This is a genomic window from Bifidobacterium vansinderenii (assembly GCF_002234915.1).
Taxonomy (GTDB): Bacteria; Actinomycetota; Actinomycetes; order Actinomycetales; family Bifidobacteriaceae; genus Galliscardovia; species Galliscardovia vansinderenii.
In genome coordinates, this window is the sequence record NZ_NEWD01000005.1 from 51,721 (window position 1) to 75,219 (window position 23,499).

A 23,499-nucleotide genomic window follows, 5' to 3' on the forward strand; every position below is an offset into this window, starting at 1 on the left:
TCACCTTGCACACCTAGGTTCCCCTCCCCGAAGGGAGCTGTCGGCAAAGCCGACTGAGGGGAGCCGCCAGAAACAATGCCATTCACCCACCAATCCCTCCCCACCCAATAAGCATCCTCACCCCAGCCATTCCCAGCACATCCCCCATCTCAACTGTCGTTCGCCGTTCTTATCCTTGACCATTGTGAATATGGAACAGAACCCCGAGAACGCAGCCCAGGGAACCCCTGCGAATCCCCAGAATCCTGCCGAAAACCCGGAAGCCAAGGTCGAGAAAATGTTCGAGTACGGCTACCGCAAGTCGAACTACGGTCCCGACGAACTGGTGACCGACGCCCACGGCAATCCGATCAGCGTGGTTGACGCCATGCTGTCGCCGCATGCGGCCGCCAAGGCGGAGACCGTGACTCCGCATCTGTGCTACTACTCGCCGCGCATTCCCGGCAACACCGGCTCGGCCATCCGCCTGTGTGCGGTGACCGGCACGATCCTCCATTTGGTGGAACCGCTGGGCTTCAACCTGCGCGACACCAAGCTGCGCCGCGCCGGCCTGGACTACCACGACATGGCGCATGTGGTGCTGCACCCGAACTTCGAGAATCTGGTGGAGTCGATGCCGAACTCGCGCATCATCGCGTTCACCGCACACGCCACCAAGCTGTACACGGACATCGAGTACCGCCCGACCGACATTCTGCTGTTCGGCCCCGAACCGGGCAACATTCCCGATCCGATGGACATCATGGAAGGACCGCACGTGGCCGAGCAGGTGCGTCTGCCCATGCGCCCGAGCCTGCGCAGCCTGAATCTGACGAATTGCGCATCGATCGCCATCTATGAGGCCTGGCGACAGCTGAATTTCGCCGGCGGCGAGTGATTTAACCCCGATTCTGGCGCACTCTTCGACAACGGAGCCGAAGAGTGCGCCAGAATCATCACGCTTTCTTGACAACCACCCTTGGAATTTCAACGATCTGTGTCAGTCTTCCGGTTCACTCTTCGATGGCGTGATCAAAGAGTGCGCTGAGTTTAGCCATAAATCGGGTTTTGGGACTGGTAGGAGTTCGAGCTCTCCCTCTGTCACGACATGCGCCGTGACATCTCCCTCCCTTGGAGGGAGAACTCCCTTCCCATCCTCGTGCTCCCTCCAAGGGAGGGAGCTGGCGCGCAAAGCGCGACTGAGGGAGGGTGTCAACAGCGACCGGCGTCAGTTTGAAGTGGTCGTCTTTCCTGAATTATTGGAATTCGTACCGTTATCAGTTGTTCCGTTGCCGCTCGTACCACCGGTAGCACTGTCGGTGCTAGAGCCACCGGATCCACTACCGGATCCGTTACCGGAACCATTACCGCCACTGCCGGAGTTGTCCGTGCTGCCCTCGGTGCCGCTGGTACCGGGCGAAGTCGAAGTCGTCGTACTGGGCGACGAGCTCGACGCACTCGGGCTCGAGCTGGTGGTGTTCCTATGCGTGGTCGACGGGCTCGTGGTTCGACGAGTCGTGGAACCACTGTTGCGCTTGGTGGTTCCGCTGTTGCTGTTCGAGTTGCTGGAACCGTTGGAATCCGAGTCGGAGCTGGATTCCTTTTGCTGCTGCGCCTTAAGCGCCGCCTGATATTCGTCCATGGAGGCGGTCACCGCATCGATCGCACTCTGCAGATCGGTCTTCGCCTTGTTGAGGTCATCAACCGTAGCATCCGTGTTCGCAAGCACGCCATTCGCCGAGTCGATGGCAGACTGCAGTGCAGTGCGCGTCGATTCGTCGGACACCTCGCCCTCGCTGTCGGCCATGGTCTGCTGCGCGGTGGCGAGCAGATCCTGCAGCTGCTGCTTGGCGGTGTCGATTTCCTTCTGCTGCTTGCTGTCGGTCACGGCCTTGGCGGCGGCGGTCACGCTCTTCACGCTCTTCTCCAGCTTGCTCGCCAGCGTGCGATTGTCCTTGGCGGCGGCGGTCAGCTGCTCAGTGGAGGCCAGATACGTGCAGCTCTTGGCCTTGCCCGCGCTCCCGGCCTCCTCCACGGCGGTCTTGAGCGTGCTGACGGTGTTGGCGTCGGCCACCTGATCGCCGGCGATGCCCTGCGCGTCCTTGGTGGAGCTCAACGCCTTGCTGAGCTTGTCGTTGGCGATGGTGACGCGATTGTTCGCGGCGATGCACTGAGTCATCGCGTCGGAGTGGGCGCCGTCCTTCTTGAGCGAGTTCCAGTAAACGAATACGCCCACGACGAGTCCGATCACCACGAGAATCGCGACAACGATCGCCACGATGATCCACGGCGACTTCTTCTTTTCCTCGGGCTTCTCCTCGTCCACCATGTCGTCGGCGAATCCGGCTCCGGCGAGCGCGGCCAGCGCAGGCTTGTCCCTGTGCTCGAAGTCGTCGGCATCGGAGGCTGGTCCGGCGAACTGCGGCAGGTCGCCGAACGGCTTGGTCGCGTCGACGTCGGTGTCGTCAGCACCGGTCACGGATGCAGGGAACTGGATGGGCTCGATGCCCCAGGACGTGTCAACAAGATCGCCGCCATGACGCGCTGACGCAGCCTTGGCGTCGTCCGGATACAGCCATTCGGAGGTCGACTTGGGTGCGGTGCTCTTGGCCCCGGCACCAGCGGATCCGGCACCGGCAGCTCCGCCCGCAGCACCGTTCTTCGCGGCCGCCTGTGCTGCGGCGTCGGCGAGCGCAGAAGGAGAGAACACCATGGTCGGCGCTTCCGTAACGGTTGTAGGCACATCGACGGCGGATGTATTCGAGTCGGCGACAACCGTGGGTACTTCAGACGTTGCGGATTCATCGGTACCGGCGTGTGCAGAAGCATCTGTCGGGCTGATCGACGGCACGTTGTCGGCGTTCTGTCCGGAAATCGCGGAATCCGCGGAAGCACTGGCAGTGGTGACGGCCGGACTGTCAGCGGTTTCGTTTACTGCACGATCAGACACCATATCCTCCATGATCGGCGCTACGACCGACGGTGACGTTACATTGTTTGAAAACTGGTTCATTTGGTTTGCGGAGTTCGTTCCCGTCGCATTTCGATCGTCGGGTCCACCGGGAATGTCCAGCATGGGGATTCCCGAGTCCGCGGCTTTTTCGGACGGATCGGATACCACCGACGCGGCCTCGATATCCTCCGGTGCCAACGATTCAGGCAGCACGGCCGGGATCACCGGCATCGTCTGGGTTGCCGTGATGTCCGGATTCGGTGTCGCGTTCACTGTCTCAGACGGCGTGGTCTCAGCAGGATCCGTATTCTCGGCCGGATCGACTGGACCGGCGGACTCAACGGTTCCAAAGGTTTCAGCGGTCCCGGAGTTCTCAGCGGGGAGCGTCTCCGGCTGTTCCTCTTCAGAGGACACGATCTCCACCGTGGCCGGCGCGTTCGAGGATGAGATCGGCACCGGTCCCGACACGGAATGCGAATCCGAGATCACCGGCATGCCCGATCGTACGGAGGATCCGGGGATATCCGCCATCATCGGCACATCGGCGCCGACAGTCCCGACCGTCGCACCGCCCGTACCAGCTGCACCTGGGCCTACACCCGACCGACGAAGTCCGGGCATGTCCTGCGACGATGGTCTGTCCACGGTTCCTTCGGCATCCCCTCGCGTGAACTTCTGGTCGTCGGTCATTTCGTTGCGGTCACCTTTCCGTGGTCAGCACCGATCGTACTACCGGAATTGCCTGATTTAGCGAGCGCCCCTTGTACCGGCGGAAGAACGACGGTGGCTTCACCCGAATGGTCGGCCGCATTCCCTGCGGTGACGACTATGGCGGTGGTTGCAGCATCAGCCTCCACAGCATCGGCCTTCGCGGCGCCAGCCTTGCGCACGCTGTCCTTGCGAGGGCCGGCCGAGGCGTTGGTCACCGCATCCGTGTAATGCTTGCGCATGCTGTCGAGAATGATCCAGATCGCCTTGTTGGTCTGCTCGGCGGCACGGCAGAACACGTCGAAGCTCTTGCCCATGGGGTCGTCCACGTCACGCGGTGCGGGAATCATCGGACGGATAAACGAGGCCGCATTGATCACGGACCGCAGCCGTTCCTCGAGCGTTCGGCCCTTGACGAGCTTCTGCTGCGCGGAGTAGAGGCACATGTTGGCGAAGTCGGTGACCAGGAACGTGTAGTTCACCGCCATAGGGGCGAGCGAGACGATGTCGCGCCGCTGCTCCTTTTCGAAGCAGAGGATGAGGTCGGCGTCCTGTGCCATTTCGGCGGTGAGCATGCGGGAGCGGAACGCGCTCGAGTCGATGCCCACGCTGGCCATGAGCTTGCCGCTGGACTGGTGGATCGGGCGGTCTTTGAGTCCCTTCACGCCGGCGCTGGACACGGTGATCGACGAGCCGGCGAGATACCGCTTCATCATCAGTTCGCCCATGGGCGACCGACAGACGTTGCCCGTGCAGACAAACATGATGTGCATGGCCCGACCTCTACTTCTCTTCGTATGTTCCTAGATTTCCAACTCTATATCGTTATTAATCTACCAACCTGAATTCCGGTCAGCGTGACGGGAGACTCTTTGATCCGGTTTCAGCCGAGTACGGACTGATTCACCTTATCCACAGCTGCCTGCAAAGCAGAAGACGCGTTCTGATATACGGTCGGACTCATGATCTGATCGGTGGTCAGCAGCTGCTGGGCCTGATTGAGGGCATCGGAAAGCTGCGCACGAACCGAAGGATCGGCCTTGGCTCCGGCAGTGCTGAAGAACGTCTGCACATCCGTCAGCTGGTCCTTCAGAGCCTGACGAGCCTCACCCGCTTCCTTGGCGGACTTGGATGCCATCACGGCATCACTAGCGTCAAGAACGTTCTCGTTCTTCGTTCCCAGATCGCGTGTCTGCTTGGTGATCTTCTCGTCGACGGCCTTGTTCTGACTGGCTGCGGCACTGGGATTGCAATCATTAGTAATCTGCGGCACGTTCTGGGTGTCGGAAAGTGCCTTCTGCAGAGCATCAAGGGTTGCGGGATCGGCGACCGCATCGGCGGCGACCTGAGTGGCCGGCTCCACGGACTTCACGGTCTTCTTCAGACGTTCAGTATTCTGCTGGTAGATGGACACCGACTGCTGGCAGGAGTCGAATGCCGACTGGGTCGAATCGCGATGCTGGAGAAACGCAAATCCACCACCTGCGGCCAGTGCGATCACGACGGCGACCGAAGTAAGAACAACAGTGGCCTTCCTGCCGGGATTATCGTCAAACGCGGAGTTGCCGGCACGCGCGGCAAGCGCGCTGGGATCCAGCAACGGAGTATCACCAGTGGACGTGGTGGAGGGGAACGAGAACACCGAAGGACCGCGTGATACGCTTCCCCCGTTTCCGGCACGTAATTCGTCGATCGGCCAGTTGTATTCCTCAGCCATGACAACCCTCTCTGCAGTCTCGCGCCGTCTTACAACGACCGCCTGCGACTCCTGCGGTTCCCGTCACAGAGTCCCACTGTATCTGACATATTTCGGTAACCGTTTTATCAAACCCCCGCTACAGTTCGGGGGCATTACGGCCCAGAGATACATTACTCTTCGGGGGGCGTATAGGCTCTCGAGCACCCTCGGAATTTCACGATTCTTCCCAAGAGTCAGCGTCAAAACACGGTAAGGGCACGATCTCACGTCCGGATAACGTCAACCGCGCTCCTCTTCCGCATGACGCCTATCGCATCCTTCCCGCTCTTTCCGCTCACGGACGGCGGCCTTTGGCAGGACGCTTGCGCCCACAGCCCAGATGAACAGCCAGAAGGCATAAAAGGCATAACCCTCAAACTGAATATAGAGATAGGCAAGCAGCAGCAGCCAGCAGACGGACATCTTGTTCCACGCATGATTACGCGTGACATGTACAAAAACCAACGCCAATGCCGCGATGAACATGACTAGGCCGAATTCGGTGATGAAATCGACATACGCGTTCATGGTAAAGATGTAGTGATCTCCTGGCGGAGTGCCGAGCAGGCGGATTTCGCCATTGTCCTGAGGGGCTCCCCCCATGGCGACGAGTTGCCGCCATGCGGCATCGTAGCCACGGGCGATGGCGTCCTTGAGGTTGCCGATGCCGAAACCGAACATCATATGCACCGGGTCCGCAATCCACGCTTCGACCGGCGCCAACGTACGGAAGATGCGCGCCGTTGCGGAGAAATCTCCAGACACCGGTCCGTTGGCTATCAACGATTGCACTCGATCATTGCTCAGCATCACGATCCCGCCACCAATACCGACCACAACAACGCCAACGGCCGCGATCACCATGTTGCGAACCTTGTGAAAGTCCACAACCACGATCAACCACAGCACCAGTGCGATCACGGTATCGATGAGAATTCGCACGCCGGCACCCATAGCGGCGGAACCGAAAGCGTAGATCAGTATCAGAATCGGCAGATCCCTACGCCGGGTAAGCCAATACAACGGCATGAGCACGCCGAAAAGATGCATGCCGATATACGACGGTTCGGCGAATAGGAACTGCACACGTCCGGGCACGTGCACATAGTTGCGTTCCAATGTACGTTCCGCAAGAGTAACGACGAACGAGGCATGCCCGTGCACTGCGAAGAACTCCAGTACTCCGATGCCGAACGACACACCGTAGGCCACGACTATTGCGGTAACCGCAAAGTTCCAGTCAAGCCGTTTGATTCGAAAGGCGATGTCCAGAGCGACCAGACACGACAGTCCCGTCACCAACGCGACGATCGTCTGCATTGCCGTGTGGGCGTGGAATCCCACGGAGAGCCATCCGAATACCGATACCGCGACAAGGGCCACGGGGAACACCATAATGGCCGCATACCGGAAGAATACCCTCGGGATCAAACGGATGTTCAGCAGCACATACACGGCGAACAGTATGGGCGAGATCGGGGACCAGTACATCATGGTGAATCCGAACACCGTGCCCCCGGCGGGGAGCAACAGCAATGCCAGATACAGCACCACATCTGTGGGATCGGCTATCGCGTTCCGCCGACCGGCACGGTCGCCGGCAACGATTCCGACATGGCTCATGGCGATCACACCTCCATCATTGAAAACAGCTCATGGCGGAGCCCATCCGCATACGGCTGCGGACGGTTCACGACCATCGCCCGTCTAAGCAGAACGGCCCGATCACTGTTGGTAATCGTAGGTGACCTTCGGAGCACCGGCCGTGGGAGTCTGGTCAAACTGCAGAGGGGATGAGCCCTCAGCCGTAGTCACATCATATTCCAGAGTCGCACTGGACCCTGGAGAAATCAGCGTAGCTAGGTTTACCCAATAGGTGACTCCGTTGGAAGTAAATTTGTCGAAGGCCGTCTGGGCGGGCTGGACCTGCGTGGGCGAATCGCTGGTCAGTTTGATGTTGGAGATCTTGCCGCCGGCCGGCTGCGCAATGGCCAGCGAATGGCCCACGACACCGGGCTGGGTGAGACCGGAGATGGCCGCATCGACCACCGTTTTCTCATCATCGGGAAGCTGAGCCTGACCGACGAGCTGGTTGATCATGTCGACAGGGAACGTACCGGTAATGTATTGGGGCAGGCTCTTCGCCTGATCTTCGGTCATACTGTTGCTGATCGAATACGACACATGATAGCTGGCCGCACCGTTCTTACTGACGGATGTGCGTTTGATCGTTGCGGCACGCTGCACGTACCAGTCGGACTTAGTCCAGCCCATTTCGTTGACGTATACGCCAGTCACTGGCGACGCCTTCTGCTGGCGAAGTTCACCGGTCATACCGGCTGCGCGCAGCGCCGGCTGGTCATCCTTGTCGAAAGACCACAGATACAGATGACGTTCCTGAGCCATCTTCGGGAGAATGCCGACCAGTTTCATGGCTTTGTCGGCATTGATCCCGGAAAGGGCGTCGCCGATGATGCGTTGCGCGCTCTCCTCAAAGAACTGGTCCTCGGCTTCGGGACTGGGGATATCGATGTACACCTGATTCGACAGATACTGCGCAGTGTTGTCGGCTGTGAGAGTCTGTCCCGTGCTCAAAGTGATGTTTCCGGTCACCGCAATAAGCGACTGCAGGGCCGCGGTATCAAATGACAAGACTCCGTCAATGTCATCGGACCCGAACGACTGTCCTGCCCAGACCTCTTTGGCGTATGCGGCACCTTCGGGAAAGTTCGGAGTGGCCGACGCGAGTCGGATATCACCGCCATATGGCACGCCAAGACGGCTGATGGCGTACATCTTGTTGATCTCGTCGGTGGCCTTGACCGATTCTGTCATGACGAACTTGGAGTCGGAATAGAAGTCACCCAGTGTGACCTTTCCGTCAGAGACCGTCACCGTACCGACCGAGCCGACGACGCCTCCAGCCGACTGAGTCTCCGCGTTCGTCTGGGAAAGAATAAGGTAATGTCGAGTGCCGCTATGCCCGAACATGGCATTCAGACTGGTTACCGTATCGGAATACGATCCGATCGTCCCTGCGAGGGAATCGAGAATGCCAGTACCGGTCTTCAACGCATCACGCACCTGGCCGATATGCGGTTCAGGAGTCTGGTGCAGTGCCGTCACCTGCTGCTGCAGCACGGTATTCGCCCCACCGATCTTCGAGGAGACTGCGTCCAGTGACTTCACGTTGAAGCTGCCATCGCCATTGGATAGGCCTGACTGCTGCATGGTCTCCGCGGCTTCGATCAGACCAGGAAGCGCCTGCTGCGCAAGCGTATCGAATGCATCCGTGGCGGTACGAGCGGCCGTAAGATCGTCACCGATATAGGGGAATGCCATGGCAATGCGCCAGACAGCACCATCGGCCTGTTTGCGAGCGGCACCCGTATGCTCCTGCAATTCAGGGACGATGTTCTTGATTTTAGAGAACTGATCGTCGTTCTGACCGTTGGAAACATCTGCGGTGATGTTCGACGACGTAGCCACCTGCACAGCCTGTTCGAGTTCGGTCTTCAGAATCCGAGCAGAATTCAGCAGCATCACGGCATATACGACCAGAGCGGCCAGCAACACGCCAATGATAAGGCCGATGGTCTTTCCGGCATGAAGCGCTTTCGTGCCCTTATGACCTGCATGATTCGGTTTCGTACGATGAGCCGACCGAGCGGCCCGACCATGAGCAGAGTGACGTGATCTCATAGGCATATGACCCCTTACTATCTTTCCCCCGATAAATATACCCCCTTAATGGAGACTTATCGATGACGTCCCACGGCGCGGGTGTTCGTCCTACCGATCAGTGCGCCGCAATGCGACAGCACGACGACGGCATGGATCATGCAGCAGATAGACATAACGATAAGGAAGGTAACGAATCTCCCCACCAACGACGAACTGACCGAGAATGGCGGTACGGCAAGAACCTTGATCGCGACCGGCATCGCGATCGACTGGTGGAACATGAAAAACACCATGGTGTTTCTCCCCAGCCAGTTCAACGGGCGGCATCGCACCAATGACATGAAAAGAATGACGGCAACCGATCCGCAGCACGCGGCCATGATTGTCAGAGGAAAGACGCCGTATTGACCGGCAAACATCTCGTAGGGTTCACCGCACAACCGGTAATTGATCAGAGAACAAGCCACACTGGCGGCAACGGCCACGATCATGTTGCGTCCACGATGCTCGATCAGCATGGTCATGACATTACGCTTCCGACAAGTGTATCCGATCGCTAGATACAGGAGAATCACGGGAACCACGTCAAGGTTCCAGGGTAGGAACACACGAACGAACTCATTGTAGAGAATGCCAAGAGTTCCCAGTGCGGCGCAAGCGGCAAGCAATCGTCTTGCGTTGTCTCCAAGAAGACGAATCAGCGCCCAGAACACCAGTTCGCTCACGAATAATGCGGCCAAAAACCACAGCGTGGTGAATCGGCGCTGCATGATGAAACCGCCGAGCAGATACGACCCCACTTCGAGTATTGGCCGGTGGGAAATCACGCATTGCGCGAACAGTTCAAACACTGTTATCACTACTGCGGCAAATGCATAGGGGATCAGGTATGCCCGGCTCTTTTTGAGCGCGAACGATTTGAAATCCCCCCTGCAACTGAAGAAGTACCCAGATATGAGAAAGAACAGCGGCAGGTGGAACGTGTACAGCGCAATATCGAATAGGTTCTTGCCATGCAACATGTCAATGTCGATATGAGCAATGACGACCGCCAGAATGCCAATACCTTTGGCGGCATCCATGTATTCGACGCGTTTTCCCATTCATCACCTCATCTCAGAAAAAGACATCGTCGGGGAGCTTCCGGCACGTCCGGTCTACACGAGTCGGGAACGGTGTCAACCGACGCGACGGTACACGCTCACGGGACCGTCGGGAGTCTGATCGACGGACAGAACAAGCCTGTAGCGTGAATCCAGAATCGGCTGAATGGCAGGCTCCTTCAGATCGTTGGTCTTGGCCACCACTAGATATTCCGCCTTTGCGGAGCCATACGTTTCTAGAAGACGCTCCCGGAATTCTGGGCTGAACTTTCCCTGCCAATCCTGAAGATTCGCATACGGGTATATGGGTTTGAGACCATACCGCAGATAGGCCTCGGCGGGAAGGTTGTACAACGCCACCGTTTCGTCTCCGGCCTCCTCGATCACGGAGGCAACGATTTCGTTGTTATAAGGAGTGCCGTGGGAGATACGTTCCTGATATACCGTCATTCCTATCAATGCCGCGAGGATCACAGCCAGAGACGTCACCTGCACCCATCGTGTTCTCACAAGCGTAAGAACCATGGCCAGAATGATCGGAATGAATTCGGCCGCGATTACGGCATAGTGGAGGAACATCTCCGTTTTCAGGAACAGTACCGACAGCAGAAGACCGGCGATCAGCAGCAACACCTGTTCCGAAGAAACGGACCGCATGCAGATCATATGCACCAGAGCAACGATAACCATAGCCACCGGCACTGCCAGAATGCGGCCTATCACCGTAATGCCGGGTACCTCTTCTGGGGAAGATCCCGATGCATAGCTCAGATTAAAGATCACCGTTCCGTACAGAAACTCACCGAACGCATTGTGCATGGCGAAATATACGGCGAACGGTACCGTCAGCGTCAGGAATCCTCCGATGCATGCCGCAGCGCATTGGATAAGGGAGAGCCACTGCTTCCTCATGCACAGCATGACGACCAGCACCAGCACACATACGCACACCGGCAACGCATTTGTGACTCTGGTCAACAGAGACGCGGCACCGGCGAGCCCCTGAACATACGCAGTGACGATCGCCACCGAGGCATCATCGCTTTCCCGCATACGACGCATGTCGCGAAGAGCCAGCCATAACGCGGCGGTCAGGAACGGCATACAGACAGTTTCCGTCACGTTCAGATTCGGCACCAGCAGATATGCGATCCATGCCACGGTGATCCATAGGACAAACGTCTTCACGACAACGGAGAGCCGTTCTCCCACTACTTCGAGGATCTTCCACAGGAAGACCATGGAGATGCCCATCAATGCCACATCGACATAGAACACTCCATGATCCGGACCTCCGACCAGTGCACCAATAAGATTGGCAAAGAAAATAAGCGGTCCCTTATGATCCCAGTAATCCACATAGGGAACACCACCCTCGGCCCATACCCATCCGGCAAGACGGAAGATGCTGGTATCCCAGAGGTCCAGATGATCCTTGTGGACGGGCGATGTACCATCCACATAGAGCATGAACACCGTCAGCACCGCTAAATTGGCGAGAGGAAACCATCCCCGCCAGATTCTGTCGGATCGGCTGAAACGCGCCTGCTCATTCTCACGATGATTTACGCCCGTTGGCACGGGAACATTCGACTCAGCATTCATGCGGTATTTCTCTTCCTTGCGTCATAGCGAATATTCGAACTTCATTACTGGGGAGTAGGTCGCCGAACGGGGCTGGGAATCACCCGCTAATCATTCATCGCCGGAGGTTCTATCACTGATGATGTACCTTGGACGGTGCTTGGATTCCATATAGATCTTGCCGACGTATTCACCGATGACTCCAAGACTAAGCAGCTGAACGCCGGAGACAAAACACAGAATGCATGCGGTGGACGCCCAACCGGATACGGTATCACCACTGGCCACTTTGCAGATGACCCAAATAACTCCGATGAAACTGACCAGCGATACGAATGCCCCAAGTCCCGTAATGAGTCGTATGGGCTTGATACTCAGACTGGTTATGCCATTGAACGCCAGGGAAAGCATCTTGGCCAGCGGATAGTGCGAAGAACCGGCCATGCGCTCATGACGCTCGTATTCGACCGTCGTGGAGGGGAAACCGACCAGCGGGAACAGTCCGCGCAGATACAGATTGACCTCGTGAAAATCCGCGAACGCGTTCAGCACACGCTTTGACGTAAGACGGTAGTCGGCATGGTTGTAGATGGTCTCGGCACCTAATGCATTGAGGATCCGGTAGAAACTTTCGGCCGTGAACCGTTTGAAGAAGGTATCGCTCTCTCGGCTGGAACGCACTCCGTACACGACGTCATAGCCGTCATAGTATTTGTCAACCATGGCGTCCATGGCATCGAAGTCATCCTGTCCATCGCAGTCGACAGAGATGACGATATCCGCCTTAGACCGAGCCTCCATCAGCCCGGCGAGGACGGCATTCTGATGACCTCGGTTGCGAGACTGACGAATTCCCTGAAAACGGTGATCCCTGCTATTCAGAGCAGTGACGATCGACCATGTGGAGTCAGAAGAACCATCGTCGATGAAAAGAATGCGGGATTCCCCACTTATCAGGCCTCTACCCTCCATTTCCTTGATCTTCTCCAAAAAACGGGGGGCTGTAACAGGTAGCACCTGCTCTTCGTTATAGCAGGGAATCACCAGATACAAGCACGCCACATCACGAGCCTCATCAATGGTCTTCTCCATGCAAAAACTACTTTCATCGGTAACAACAAAACCGGTCTTCCCATACCATATGAGAAGACCGGTACAAGAATTCACCTACCGTCAACAGCCGGTTCAGCTACCCCCGTTCATAAATAACCCCGATATAACCCCTCCACGAGAGGAAGGACCAGCACTAGGATCAGCTCCCTGAATGACGTCCTCCCATACGCCGTTCAAGATGAAGCTTGCGAAGGACGATGCCCAGCAATGTGCTGCGTTCACGCTTGCCCAGCAACGTAACGATGGTGATGACGCTGGCGATGACGGAATACAGGACGCAGGATGCGAAGAACGAGACCCACGTCCCCGCCTGAATGCCGAACAGGACCTTCAATCCCTCGCAGGCACCGAACGACAGCAGCGCCGACGCCACGTACTGGACATACACCGGATAGAACGTTCGCTTGGCAATGCCAAGAATGATCGACGCATAGATCGGTACAAAGGTCACATTGGCCAGTATCTCCAGCGCCGTCGGCACAATCGCCACGGCGTAGATATCCAGAGGTGTAACCTCAAGCAGCAGCCATGTCAAAGGCAGTGATGTCAGGCTGAACAGCAACCACGCGATTGAATAAAACTTCAGCCGGTTGACGATCAGCGCGCCGATGAGATTGACGAAGAAGATGAGCGGCCCCTTGTGCCCCCAGTAATCCACGTAGGGCATGCTCCTTCGGCCCATACCCATCCGACCAAGCGGAAGATACTGGTATCCCAGAGGTTCTGGCTTGTCCTCATACACAGGCAATGTGCCGTCCGTATACAGCATGGCTGCGGTCGCGCGATAAGATTGGCGGGCACAAACGCATAATGTTTCGCCGACTACAATCTCCGTTCACGACAACAAAGACCGTTCAAGACCGTTCTTGGAATCCGCCGAAGATTCAGTGACATAAAAGGCCATAGACAAGTGTCTTCTCTCCGCACTGCTTACTACCCACGATAACGGAGACGTGTGTCTCAACGTCAAACGTTTTATACGATTGACATCAGCATACACATTTATCAAATGTCAGATACAGGTGCTCTCACTGCGCCCCTATCCAGAGACGCCGCTGATGTTTGATTCTCCTTTGGATTAGATCAGCGGCGTCACGCCTACAAACAATCCAATCGGACTGTTGCAACATCACGCCAGCGAGAGGAACTGCTCTTTCCACTGTCGAATGGCGTCAGCCGGCAACGTGATGCGGACGGGATCCGAATGGTCGATCCAGGTCTCCATAAGCTCCTGCAGACCATTGCGAGGCATGACCGGCAGGCTGGTATCACGGGCAATATCCGCGGCGCGATTATCGACGCTGACGATCATGGCACGGATACCGTGATTCAGGCAGTGAATGCCAGCATGGAGACGGGTACCGAAGTAATCGACCGACTCATGGTGTTCCTTGACAAACGAATCGAATGCTTCGAATGAATGATCGATGAGATGCAGTCGGGCATCGTCAATATGCAGACTTTCGAGATATGGCTTGTCATCCACGCTCTGGATCCACAGGTGGACTCGGTCATAATGCCGCAGCAGTGTCTCGAGCATGTACTTGTCCTGCTCGGGATCCTGAGCGTACTCAGTGATGGTGGTGATGACCTCGTCATGCCTATTCCGGGAAATGCTGTCACAGAATTCCTCAGTCAGGTTCCACATGGTCACGCACGCGGTGTTCAGTACATTATCCACACCGATGGCATGCAACCGCTGCTTGGTATGTTCGTCCCTCACCGAATGCAGACAATTGGGATCAAACAGGAAGCGGAGAAAGCGAGCCGTGTACGGGGTAAAGTCCCGCATCTGTCCCTGCACCTCCCGCATACCTACAGCCAGAAGACATACCGAGTGGGCGTAATTACCCAGATGCGTCCGGGGCGTGGCCAAGGCGTGATCTTTCTCATAGTCCCATGGAAGCAGATTCGTTCCGCATGCGATCTTACGCACGTCTCGCCTGGCGTGCTCTACGCTCTCATCCCAACCGTGAGTGGGGATATGCATGATATTCGCCGATTTCGGCAGAATCCTCGACAACTGCAGATTCGCATAGTGCATGATCACGTAATCGCCGCAGTTTTCGCTGTACATTGAGGTGTCAAGAAGGGCAATCGGGTCGTCCACCAAACGGGTAGACCGAACCAGACTCTCGGCCTCGCCGAAGAGGAGACGCATTCTACGGAATACCTTGATCGGTTCCACTCAATATCCTTTTTCGTTGATCGTTGCTCACTGATGGTTCGATGTCGGCAAGACTATGACCGTTCACAAGCCTCAACAAAATGCGCGTACATGGATGCGACAGTGAAATCCCGTGCTCTCTTCAATCCCGCTTGGGACATGCAGCGACGACGCCTGGGATCATCACGCAAAGCGATGATGGCCTGCCTCAGCCCGTCCTCCACATGATCATCCTTCGGCACCGTCAATGCGCATTCCGGCGACGTATATTCCTGAATGCCACCGGAACGGGTGACGATCAGGGGCAGCCCCATAGCCATGGCCTCCATACACACGGTGGGCGCCGCATCCTCCCACAACGACGGCACCGCCTGCATATCGGCGAGCTTGGCATATCGCCATAACTGCGAGTTCTGCACAAAGCCGGTAAATTTCACCCTATCAGCAAGCGCCTGAACGCTACGCTCGACCTCATCCAGATACTCGGTACGTTCTTCCGTGCCGAAATTCGGACTGCCGATGATCAACAGCTTCACATGGGGATCATCAATTCGTTCCACTGCCTTGAGCAACTGCAGGACCCCTTTCACTGGAATGATCCTGCCACAGTAAAGAACCACTACGTCCTCTGGGGAAAATCCCAATTCCCGGCGAGCCTCATTGCGCTCCTGATCCGAAAAACCTTGAGAAAACCGTTTGTCATCAATACCGTTATGCACGGTCTCGATCTGCGCCTCGTGATTTCGGCAATGCCTTCGCCATGCGTCGGCGGCGAAATCACTGACCGCGAGTATCTTCGTATAGCCGGTGCTGTCGAAATCCCATTCCGGCACATAGTGCATGTGGTACCACAGGCCGCTAGGAAAGCGCCGAGCAAACAGCCTCGGAGCGCTCGCCGGACCACCTTCCAGTATCACCTCGTCAAAGGATCGTCCCTTCAATGCCCGAAGTACTTTGACATAGTAAGGACTGGGAAGAATGTCGTGCTCCCCGTGCATACGGCGGGCGATGGCATGTCTGATCCTGAATATCATCTTTTGCAGTGCCGTATCCGCTGGGATCTCGATAAATCGCGTATGCTGAATATCAGCGGCCATCTCCTGTGCCTTATCGTCGAAGGTGGTCACCACGCTCAGATCCAATAACCGTTGACGTTCATTCTCTCTGATGAGAGAAGTCAGCAGCGTCTCGATCGCCCCTCCCTTGGAAGCCGGTACCGGCAACAGCCCCGGCGCGATCAGGCATACTTTTTTCACGTTTTCCCCTCTTCAGAAGCAACCCGGCGATTGACACAGTATCAATACCAAAAGACGATTTTCTCAAAAGACATCGATGTCAATGCTTCCTTGAACGACGTCCTCCCATGCGCCCCTCGAGATGCAATTTACGTAGAACGATTTTCAACAGAACGCTACGTTCCCGCTTCCCCAATAGGACGGCGATGGTAATCACACTGGCGACGATGGAATACAGGGCGCAAGAGGCGAAGAACGTAACCCACGTTCCCGCCGGAATATGAAGCGCAAGCTTCAGACCATCGCAAACGGCAAACGACAGCAACGCAGAAGCCACATATTGGACGTACACGGAGTAGAACGTCCGCTTGGCAATGCCAAGAATGATGGCCGCATAGATGGGAACGAAGGTCACGTTCGCCAGCATCTCAAGCGCTGTGGGAACGATGGCCACGGCGTAGATATCCAGAGGCGTGGTCTTGAGCAGCACCCAGGTCAACGGCAACGATGTCAGGCTGAACAGCAACCAAGCGATCGAATACAGTTTCAGCTTGTTCACGATCAGGGGGATGTTCTGCAGCGTGGTGGCGGCGCCTGAGACCAGGAAGCCGCACATGGATATGAACATGATCAGGTACAACATATCCGAGTCCTGCCCAGGCTGCCAGAGGAAGAAGAACTCACGGCCGACCACACAGCACACGACAGTGATGACCACCGTGAAGAATCCACACATCCTCATGCCGGACTTCATGTCGCGAACAAGCATGTCGATCTTGCCCTGCGCAAAGTACTTGGTCTGATCAGGGTAGAACAGACCGGAGATAGTGCCCATCAACCCAGAAATCATGCTCGGTATGGTCTGGGCGATGGACATCATACCCATTTTGTACGGACTGACCATCAGATTCGCCACCAACAGTTTCAACCCGAAAGAGATAACCTGCTGCAGTTTGATGACCACGTTCCAGATGCCGGCCGACAGCATCTCCCTCACCGTGGTCCAGGAGACCGCGGATCGCACGAAACGAAGCTCGGGCGTCAGCGTTCTGGTGTAGTGGATGTTCAGGGCAACGACCGCAAGAGACCCGACGAGAGCGGCCAGGCCAACATACATCACCAGCGCGGGCAGAGTGCTGAAACATACGACCATGATGACCACACGCAGAATGGAGAAGGCCATGTTCGCCAGACTGGACAGATACAACTTGTTAGTGATGAAGGTCGCCACCGTGAACACGGTGCATAAGCTGGTGATGATGAACTGCAGGAACAGGAAGGCGAACAGCATCTTGACGTCGGCGACCAGATGCGGAGAAATATTGATGAGATGCTCAAGATCAAGCGTGACCGGTATGGCGATGATCGCCACGACGATGGCTATCACGCAGTCAGCCATAAATGTCGACGAGAAATACCGATCCGCCTTCTCCTTGTCGCCCTGATGGTAAGCGACCGTGATGAACCGACCCGCCACCGAATCAAGGGCGATCGTCAGCAGCGAGGCATAGCTGATGACATTGTTCGCGAGGCCCACATATCCGTAGGCCTCCGCTCCGAGCTTGCCCACCACGAATGGGGACAGGCCGAAGCCGATGCCGATGTTGATAATGAATTGGGTGAGGCTCGCCGTCATGTTGACGACAAGCTGACGTTTACTATTCATGATTCCGTTCTTCTTTACTCTCATACTTCTTGTGCAGCGATCCGTCGGCTACTGCCGCTCGCAGGCTTCGACGAACCGGTGGTACATGGACTTGGTATCGAACAGCGGCGCCCTCTGAGCTCCGGCATCCGACAGGGAGGCCCTTTTATCGGGATCATTCAGCAGATCAGTAATCGCCTGGTCCAAGCCGGAGATAAGGTGATCATCCCGGTCCACGGTGATCGCACAGTCGGAGGATACATACTCCTGAATGCCACCGGAACATGTGACCACCAGAGGAAATCCTGCGGCCATGGCCTCTACCCCGACAAGGCCGGCAGCTTCCTCCCAAACGGAGGGTACCACTTGCATATCGGCGATCTTGGAGTATCGATACAGACGATCATTGGGGACATAGCCGGTATAGGCAACACGTTCCCCGAGCCGGTCCGCCAATGCAGTGACCTTGTCCACGTACGGGGTGCGCTCCGAGGGGCCGAAATTCGAACTTCCGATGATCATCAGTTTGACATGAGGATCATTGATCATTTCAATCGCCTGCAACAGCTCCAAAATGCCTTTTTCCCGCATGATACGGCCGCAGTACATGACCACAAAATCCTCATGCCGGATCGCGTGCAGCACCTGATCATAAAAAGCACTCGGCGACCGCCTTGTCGAGGTGGAAACCCTACGGACGATGGCATTCATCAACCGGTGCTTTGCCTTAATCAACGGCGAAGCAGATGGAATCATGATGAATCTGGTATGGCGAAACGCATCGGCCTGAGTTCTGGACCTATCATCGTGCGGAGCGACCACCGTCAGATCGATCAGGTGATGCTTCTCATTTTCCTCGATCAGCGAGGTCATCAATGTTTCGATGGCGCCGCCCTGAGTGGCTGGAACCGGAAGCAATCCCGGCGCCACAAGACAGATCTTTTTCATATCGTATATGCTCCTGTCCTCAGACCAATACCCCCTCCATACGGGGGTTTCGTTGCCCACGCAGCAGCGAACATGCGCTTTTCGTCATCCACCCATCAATACATGGATGTGCCAGGATGTCCAACGAACGAAAGGGCCCAGCCTCTCCAAGATAACCGGATCAACGGTGCCCCATTGTATCAATACGCATGACGGGGGCACATATCTGTATCACAATAGGGGCCATCCATATTCGCGTCTCCTGCTAACATGACAGCAGTAATACGACAGAGAAGGGCCCTATGAATCCGCTGATCAGCATCGTCGTTCCCGTATATAAGGTGGAAGAGGTTCTGGATCGCTGCGTAAAGAGCATCCTCGAGCAGACCTATGAGTATTGGGAGGTCATTCTCGTGGACGATGAGTCGCCGGACGGCAGCCCGGCCCTGTGTGATCAGTGGGCGCAACGGGATTCCCGTATCCGGGTCGTCCATCAGAGCCATGCGGGTGTGTCCACGGCACGCAATCGCGGCATCGCCGAGGCCAAGGGCGATTTTCTCGTGTTCGTCGACAGCGACGACTTCGTCGACAACGATTATCTTGAATGCCTGCTGAAGGCGCAGGAACACACCGGGGCTGATCTGGTCATGTGTTCCGCGGTATGCGAGGATGACGAGGGTCGTCCGAAGCGCACGGACGAGGAATGGACGTTCGACGATATGCCGGAGGACCGCCTGTTCACCGGACGTGAGACGCTGCGCTTCCTGTACCGCACCATCGGCGCCGTGCTCTGGGGCAAGCTGTATGCGAAGCGTATCTGGAACACCCTGCGGTTCCCGGACGGCAAAATCCACGAGGACGAGTTCGTGCTGCATCACGTGTACTTCGCCTGCGAATCCGTTGCGGTGCTGCATCGTAAACCCTACCATTACATTGATGCCCGTCCGTCAATCATGCATGCCGACTATTCGCTGAAGCGTCTTGACCGTCTGGACGCCAAGATCGACCGTCTGGCATTCTTCACCAAGCACGACGTGGACCGTGATCTGATCGAACGGGAGTTCATCGATCTCAACAAGCACATCATCTGGTCACGCGCACTGCCGTGGAACGCTCCAGAGAACAAACCACGATTCCGCGAGCTTTTCGCATCCTATCGTGCCATTCCGTTTTCCATTCTCAGCAAGCTTCCCCTGAAGAGCGGCATCAACTACATTGGCACCCGACTGTGCCCGTTCACCTATTGGAGTCTGCACGAACGCGGCAAATAGCCTGTGCGACATGGATGCGGATAGTTCATAGAATCTACCCGCATCCTTTGAAAAGACACCGTTTTCCCTCTCCCATCAATGAGACGGGTCATCAACGCACCATAACGGCGACATCTCCCAACCATCGGGGAATCCCATATCGGACTTCGGAATCTGAGGGTATTTACTCATCAGGGAAATGAATTTCTTCCTCCATGCCGGCCCGTCAATTTGGGACAGCAGGTAGTTCTCCATGGTAAGGAATGCGGCAGGGCCCGAGGATTTTCGGAAAATATCCCAATCATTACCCCACCAACCCTTCGCGTGGGATCCACTGCGATGCTTCGGGAGTTTTGGCGCTATGCGAATGCTGGATTCGTTCCAGAAACGATCGTGATGCGCAGTCATGTTTCGGGCTTGCCTGATGGTTTCCAGCCAGTTGGAGAGGATCTTGGCATCACCTCGCACATCCGGATTCGGATTGGGATTGAAAATGTGCAGCTGAGTAGCCAACTTCCTCTTGATATGATCGGGGGCGCCCTGATAGAAGTTCTCCTTGAGGGTTCCGTAGCTTAGACATCCGACGATCATCCAATATGGCGGCAGTGGATCACTATAAGTATTCCGAAAATGTCTGAGGTATGGGAGATTCGATTTTGTGAATGACGAACGCAACGATGAGAGACAGGCCAGATGGGCGTCATAGCTCAGGCCCGGAAGCCCTTCTCGCGTCATATATCCGAATTCACCACCGAATACCGATAGTTCATGAGCAAGGAAGCTCTTGAGGTATATCTCGATGGTGACGATGCCATCGAACACCAGCATTCGTAGTTCCTGATCAAACAGGTATCTATCCCAGATATCCTGAAACTGCGTACCTTGGCGAAAGGGCAACGAACGCTTTGCCGATTCTTCCGATACCGAGGTGAGGAACGGATACCAGTAACCCTTCAGACGGAAATAGCCGACCTGCCCGATTCGGCACTCGAGTAGTTCCTGATTCACTCCAGCCAATCCATTGCCGATGAGTTTGGCTGATAAAGCATCCAAAGACTTGGGCGGATGCTGCGGGTAGGGGCGAAGTTGCGGAGCATCTTTCCCGTTCATCGTTCCTCCGATACGAAAAATGCCACCCTAGTGTGCTTCGACGAGAGGCAGTGGTGGCTTTTAACATCACCGATTATAGCGATAATACAGCCCATTGCAAATGGCATAGAACACTCCATATTATTCAGTGTGCAATGATGCACAAATGCACTACATATAGGAGACTCCGTGTTCTTGTATTGCAAAAGGCCATTGTCTCTCGGTACGCATAGGAACGTGTACGAACGACACTAGCCATCGGTCGATGCTATCTGCTGGTTTATATGGTCAGCGCCCGTATCGCAACTGGCAGAACCGGAACGGGCAGAGACAGATCAGCAGATAGGCAAGCATCGGCTTGATACCGTTCATATGCGCCATCACCACCGGTGAGAACGGTTTGATCTGGGAAAAGATCTCCTGAAGACGGCGCTTGATGACCGGATCGTTCCAATCCAGGGACTTGACCGCATGCGGCATATCCCAAGTGATCAGATTGAAGGTCACTGCGTACAGCTCCGTATACCCGCGCTTCCGGTAGAAGCGCAGTCTCTGCGCCCATGCCTCGATGCGATCCAAGTTGCGAATCGAATATTCCGTGTGCATGATGCTTCCCGCATTCTGCACATAGTGGTACAGCGAATCAGGAACCAGCACGACGGTCGCGCATTCGGCAAGAATCCGATACGTGGTGAATTCGTCCTCGTGCAGCTTGCCGACCGGGAACCGAATGGTCTTCCACAGTCGTGCGGCATACAGCTTGTTCCATGCCGTCACATAGTCGGCGACGGTGTCGCCGCCCAGACGGGCGAGACACGCTCGGCCGCTCAGCGTGGTCACGTGATCGGTGATGGTGTGATTATCCGGAGATGCAACAGTCTGGTCATCCTCCTGATGAATCGAGCAGATGGCGACCTCGGCATTATTGGCTTGGGCGGCCTCGAGCATCAATCGAATGTAGTCCGGTTCCACATAGTCGTCGCTGTCCACGAACGCCACATACTCACCGGTCATAGCGTCGATTCCAGTGTTGCGAGCGGCCGAAAGTCCTCCGTTGCGTTGATGGATCACCGAAATGCGGGAGTCCTTCGCCGCCCACTCATCGCATTTCTGGGGGCATGTGTCCGGAGAACCATCATCGACCAGAATGATCTCCAGATTCCGGTAGCTCTGGTCGATGAGACTGGCCACACACCGATCCAGCTGCTTTTCCACTTTGTATACCGGCACGACGACGCTGACCAGTGGCTGAGCATCCGATACCATGGGGCGATTTTCATTACGCATTGCGCAGCCTCCGTTCCAGATATGCCTTCCACAACACCTTGCTGTTCAACAGGAACAACACCTTGAGCTCCCGGGATGACGCAGCCTTCTTCGCACCTTTCAGACAGAATCCTCGAGATGGCACGTTCGACAGACGAGTCAGGAATTCCAGCCGTTGCCCCACCGTGACATCGGGCTTCGCGCCGAACGCCGTATCCATGGCCCACAGCACGTCCTCCGCACAACGCCGCTGCTGGAACGCCAGATTGCCGGCATTTAGCACCGAACGATCGTAGAACGAGAGCAGTCGTTCGTGCAGCACGGCGATATCGTCCGGCTTGCTCGCCCGGAATCCGCGAACCAGACCCGTGGCCTGCTCACGATAGTCATAGAACGGCGCCGAACCAACCAGCACGCGGCCGCCATGTTCCAGACAGTCCATCACGAAAATGGAGTCCTCGCCATAGGAGTCCCCCTCGCGGAAGCGGACGTCACCGACCCATTCACGGCGGAACAGCTTGCCCCAGCAGGAGTAGAGGAATCCTGCGGCGTCCAGCGAGCACAGTTCGTTCTGACACCGCTCGGAGCGGACGTCGTCGATCGTGTGAAGAGCATCGTCTCCGGTCACTTCGATCAGTTCTGGGGCGGTGCCCTCACCATGCTCCAGTACGCGCCGATATCCCATAACATACAGATCCAGCCGATCATGTTCACTCTGTTCCACGGCGGTGGAGATGGCGTCATATTCCAACCAGTCGTCGCTGTCAACGAACATCACGTAGTCGCCGTGCGACGACTGCAATCCCGCGTTGCGGGCTGCAGCCACACCCTGATTGCTCTGATGGATCACCTGGGCGTTCCTCTGCGTCAGAACCAGATGATCGCAAAACGCCGGACTGCCGTCGGAGGAGCCGTCATCGACCAGCACCAGTTCGATGTTCCGATAGGTCTGCCCCGTTATGCTGTTCACGCACTGTTCCAGATGGGCTTCCGCGTTGTATACCGGCACGACCACCGTAACAAGCGGCTGATCGGTCATGTCTTCCTTCTCCCTCGTC

At 56.3% G+C, this 23,499-nt stretch carries 18 protein-coding genes and 1 pseudogene; 3 read left to right on the forward strand and 16 right to left on the reverse strand.

The genetic code is table 11. From position 1 onward, the window contains the following. Window positions 1-190 precede the first annotated feature (190 nt). Window positions 191-877 (forward strand): tRNA (cytidine(34)-2'-O)-methyltransferase, encoded by a 687-nt coding sequence (locus tag Tam10B_RS02910; protein ID WP_198947510.1) that lies wholly within the window; start codon window positions 191-193, stop codon window positions 875-877. A 330-nt stretch (window positions 878-1,207) separates the two neighbouring features. On the opposite strand, the gene Tam10B_RS02915 is transcribed toward Tam10B_RS02910, so the two are convergent. After that, a complete protein-coding gene (locus Tam10B_RS02915) occupies window positions 1,208-2,692 on the reverse strand; it encodes an FIVAR domain-containing protein (protein WP_143248514.1) in 1,485 nt (494 codons plus the stop codon). Here Tam10B_RS02915 and Tam10B_RS12865 point away from each other — a divergent pair. Beyond that, window positions 2,691-3,683 carry a hypothetical protein gene (locus Tam10B_RS12865; protein WP_143248515.1) on the forward strand — a complete coding sequence of 331 codons (993 nt, stop codon included), beginning with the start codon at window positions 2,691-2,693 and terminating at the stop codon, window positions 3,681-3,683. The genes Tam10B_RS02915 and Tam10B_RS12865 overlap by 2 nt on opposite strands. 184 nt (window positions 3,684-3,867) lie before the next feature. On the opposite strand, the pseudogene Tam10B_RS02920 reads toward Tam10B_RS12865, so the two are convergent. From Tam10B_RS02920 to Tam10B_RS02975, 12 genes and pseudogenes are all read right to left on the reverse strand, one after another. Then, window positions 3,868-4,413: pseudogene (locus Tam10B_RS02920) on the reverse strand (arsenate reductase/protein-tyrosine-phosphatase family protein); the annotation flags it as partial. A 110-nt stretch (window positions 4,414-4,523) separates the two neighbouring features. Then, entirely contained in the window at window positions 4,524-5,357 is an 834-nt protein-coding gene (locus Tam10B_RS02925; protein WP_093959773.1) for a hypothetical protein, read from the reverse strand. 261 nt (window positions 5,358-5,618) lie between these two features. After that, window positions 5,619-7,001, reverse strand: coding sequence for a hypothetical protein (locus Tam10B_RS02930; RefSeq protein WP_233133554.1), 1,383 nt, complete (start codon window positions 6,999-7,001; stop codon window positions 5,619-5,621). A gap of 102 nt (window positions 7,002-7,103) precedes the next feature. Beyond that, window positions 7,104-9,080: a DUF4012 domain-containing protein gene (locus Tam10B_RS02935; RefSeq protein WP_093959800.1), complete on the reverse strand. Its 1,977-nt coding sequence runs from the start codon at window positions 9,078-9,080 to the stop codon at window positions 7,104-7,106. Between the two features lie 56 nt (window positions 9,081-9,136). Beyond that, complete coding sequence (locus tag Tam10B_RS02940) at window positions 9,137-10,165, reverse strand: acyltransferase family protein (protein ID WP_093959774.1); 1,029 nt, start codon at window positions 10,163-10,165, stop codon at window positions 9,137-9,139. 75 nt (window positions 10,166-10,240) lie between these two features. Next, on the reverse strand, window positions 10,241-11,770 hold the full coding sequence (locus tag Tam10B_RS02945; protein ID WP_093959775.1) for a hypothetical protein: 1,530 nt from the start codon (window positions 11,768-11,770) through the stop codon (window positions 10,241-10,243). 90 nt (window positions 11,771-11,860) lie between these two features. Beyond that, complete coding sequence (locus Tam10B_RS02950) at window positions 11,861-12,841, reverse strand: glycosyltransferase family 2 protein (protein ID WP_093959776.1); 981 nt, start codon at window positions 12,839-12,841, stop codon at window positions 11,861-11,863. A 160-nt stretch (window positions 12,842-13,001) separates the two neighbouring features. Then, window positions 13,002-13,529: a hypothetical protein gene (locus tag Tam10B_RS02955; RefSeq protein ID WP_093959777.1), complete on the reverse strand. Its 528-nt coding sequence runs from the start codon at window positions 13,527-13,529 to the stop codon at window positions 13,002-13,004. A gap of 462 nt (window positions 13,530-13,991) precedes the next feature. After that, a complete protein-coding gene (locus Tam10B_RS02960) occupies window positions 13,992-15,050 on the reverse strand; it encodes a polysaccharide pyruvyl transferase family protein (protein WP_093959778.1) in 1,059 nt (352 codons plus the stop codon). Between the two features lie 53 nt (window positions 15,051-15,103). After that, complete coding sequence (locus tag Tam10B_RS02965) at window positions 15,104-16,285, reverse strand: glycosyltransferase family 4 protein (RefSeq protein WP_093959779.1); 1,182 nt, start codon at window positions 16,283-16,285, stop codon at window positions 15,104-15,106. Between the two features lie 79 nt (window positions 16,286-16,364). After that, window positions 16,365-17,930, reverse strand: a complete 1,566-nt coding sequence (locus Tam10B_RS02970; RefSeq protein ID WP_093959801.1) for a lipopolysaccharide biosynthesis protein — start codon at window positions 17,928-17,930, stop codon at window positions 16,365-16,367. Between the two features lie 48 nt (window positions 17,931-17,978). Continuing rightward, entirely contained in the window at window positions 17,979-18,857 is an 879-nt protein-coding gene (locus Tam10B_RS02975; RefSeq protein WP_093959780.1) for a glycosyltransferase family 4 protein, read from the reverse strand. A 281-nt stretch (window positions 18,858-19,138) separates the two neighbouring features. Here Tam10B_RS02975 and Tam10B_RS02980 point away from each other — a divergent pair, with 281 nt between their 5' ends. Further along, window positions 19,139-20,107: a glycosyltransferase family 2 protein gene (locus Tam10B_RS02980; RefSeq protein ID WP_093959781.1), complete on the forward strand. Its 969-nt coding sequence runs from the start codon at window positions 19,139-19,141 to the stop codon at window positions 20,105-20,107. Between the two features lie 75 nt (window positions 20,108-20,182). Here Tam10B_RS02980 and Tam10B_RS02985 read toward each other — a convergent pair whose 3' ends face one another. The 3 genes from Tam10B_RS02985 to Tam10B_RS02995 form a co-directional block, all read right to left on the reverse strand. Further along, complete coding sequence (locus Tam10B_RS02985) at window positions 20,183-21,196, reverse strand: Abi family protein (RefSeq protein WP_093959782.1); 1,014 nt, start codon at window positions 21,194-21,196, stop codon at window positions 20,183-20,185. Between the two features lie 267 nt (window positions 21,197-21,463). After that, on the reverse strand, window positions 21,464-22,441 hold the full coding sequence (locus tag Tam10B_RS02990; protein ID WP_158214112.1) for a glycosyltransferase family 2 protein: 978 nt from the start codon (window positions 22,439-22,441) through the stop codon (window positions 21,464-21,466). A gap of 13 nt (window positions 22,442-22,454) precedes the next feature. Then, on the reverse strand, window positions 22,455-23,480 hold the full coding sequence (locus Tam10B_RS02995) for a glycosyltransferase family 2 protein (protein WP_158214113.1): 1,026 nt from the start codon (window positions 23,478-23,480) through the stop codon (window positions 22,455-22,457). Between the last annotated feature and the right edge of the window lie 19 nt (window positions 23,481-23,499).

Bases quoted from the DNA above. Each gene is read 5' to 3' on its own strand.
- Tam10B_RS02975 (WP_093959780.1), bottom strand. From the start codon at position 18,857: ATGAAAAAGATCTGTCTTGTGGCGCCGGGATTGCTTCCGGTTCCAGCC.
- Tam10B_RS12865 (WP_143248515.1), top strand. From the start codon at position 2,691: ATGGTCGGCGCTTCCGTAACGGTTGTAGGCACATCGACGGCGGATGTA.
- Tam10B_RS02925 (WP_093959773.1), bottom strand. From the start codon at position 5,357: ATGGCTGAGGAATACAACTGGCCGATCGACGAATTACGTGCCGGAAAC.
- Tam10B_RS02910 (WP_198947510.1), top strand. From the start codon at position 191: ATGGAACAGAACCCCGAGAACGCAGCCCAGGGAACCCCTGCGAATCCC.
- Tam10B_RS02950 (WP_093959776.1), bottom strand. From the start codon at position 12,841: ATGGAGAAGACCATTGATGAGGCTCGTGATGTGGCGTGCTTGTATCTG.
- Tam10B_RS02935 (WP_093959800.1), bottom strand. From the start codon at position 9,080: ATGAGATCACGTCACTCTGCTCATGGTCGGGCCGCTCGGTCGGCTCAT.
- Tam10B_RS02915 (WP_143248514.1), bottom strand. From the start codon at position 2,692: ATGGTGTTCTCTCCTTCTGCGCTCGCCGACGCCGCAGCACAGGCGGCC.
- Tam10B_RS02985 (WP_093959782.1), bottom strand. From the start codon at position 21,196: ATGAACGGGAAAGATGCTCCGCAACTTCGCCCCTACCCGCAGCATCCG.
- Tam10B_RS02990 (WP_158214112.1), bottom strand. From the start codon at position 22,441: ATGGTATCGGATGCTCAGCCACTGGTCAGCGTCGTCGTGCCGGTATAC.
- Tam10B_RS02970 (WP_093959801.1), bottom strand. From the start codon at position 17,930: ATGAATAGTAAACGTCAGCTTGTCGTCAACATGACGGCGAGCCTCACC.
- Tam10B_RS02930 (WP_233133554.1), bottom strand. From the start codon at position 7,001: ATGAGCCATGTCGGAATCGTTGCCGGCGACCGTGCCGGTCGGCGGAAC.
- Tam10B_RS02940 (WP_093959774.1), bottom strand. From the start codon at position 10,165: ATGGGAAAACGCGTCGAATACATGGATGCCGCCAAAGGTATTGGCATT.
- Tam10B_RS02980 (WP_093959781.1), top strand. From the start codon at position 19,139: ATGAATCCGCTGATCAGCATCGTCGTTCCCGTATATAAGGTGGAAGAG.
- Tam10B_RS02945 (WP_093959775.1), bottom strand. From the start codon at position 11,770: ATGAATGCTGAGTCGAATGTTCCCGTGCCAACGGGCGTAAATCATCGT.
- Tam10B_RS02995 (WP_158214113.1), bottom strand. From the start codon at position 23,480: ATGACCGATCAGCCGCTTGTTACGGTGGTCGTGCCGGTATACAACGCG.
- Tam10B_RS02955 (WP_093959777.1), bottom strand. From the start codon at position 13,529: ATGCCCTACGTGGATTACTGGGGGCACAAGGGGCCGCTCATCTTCTTC.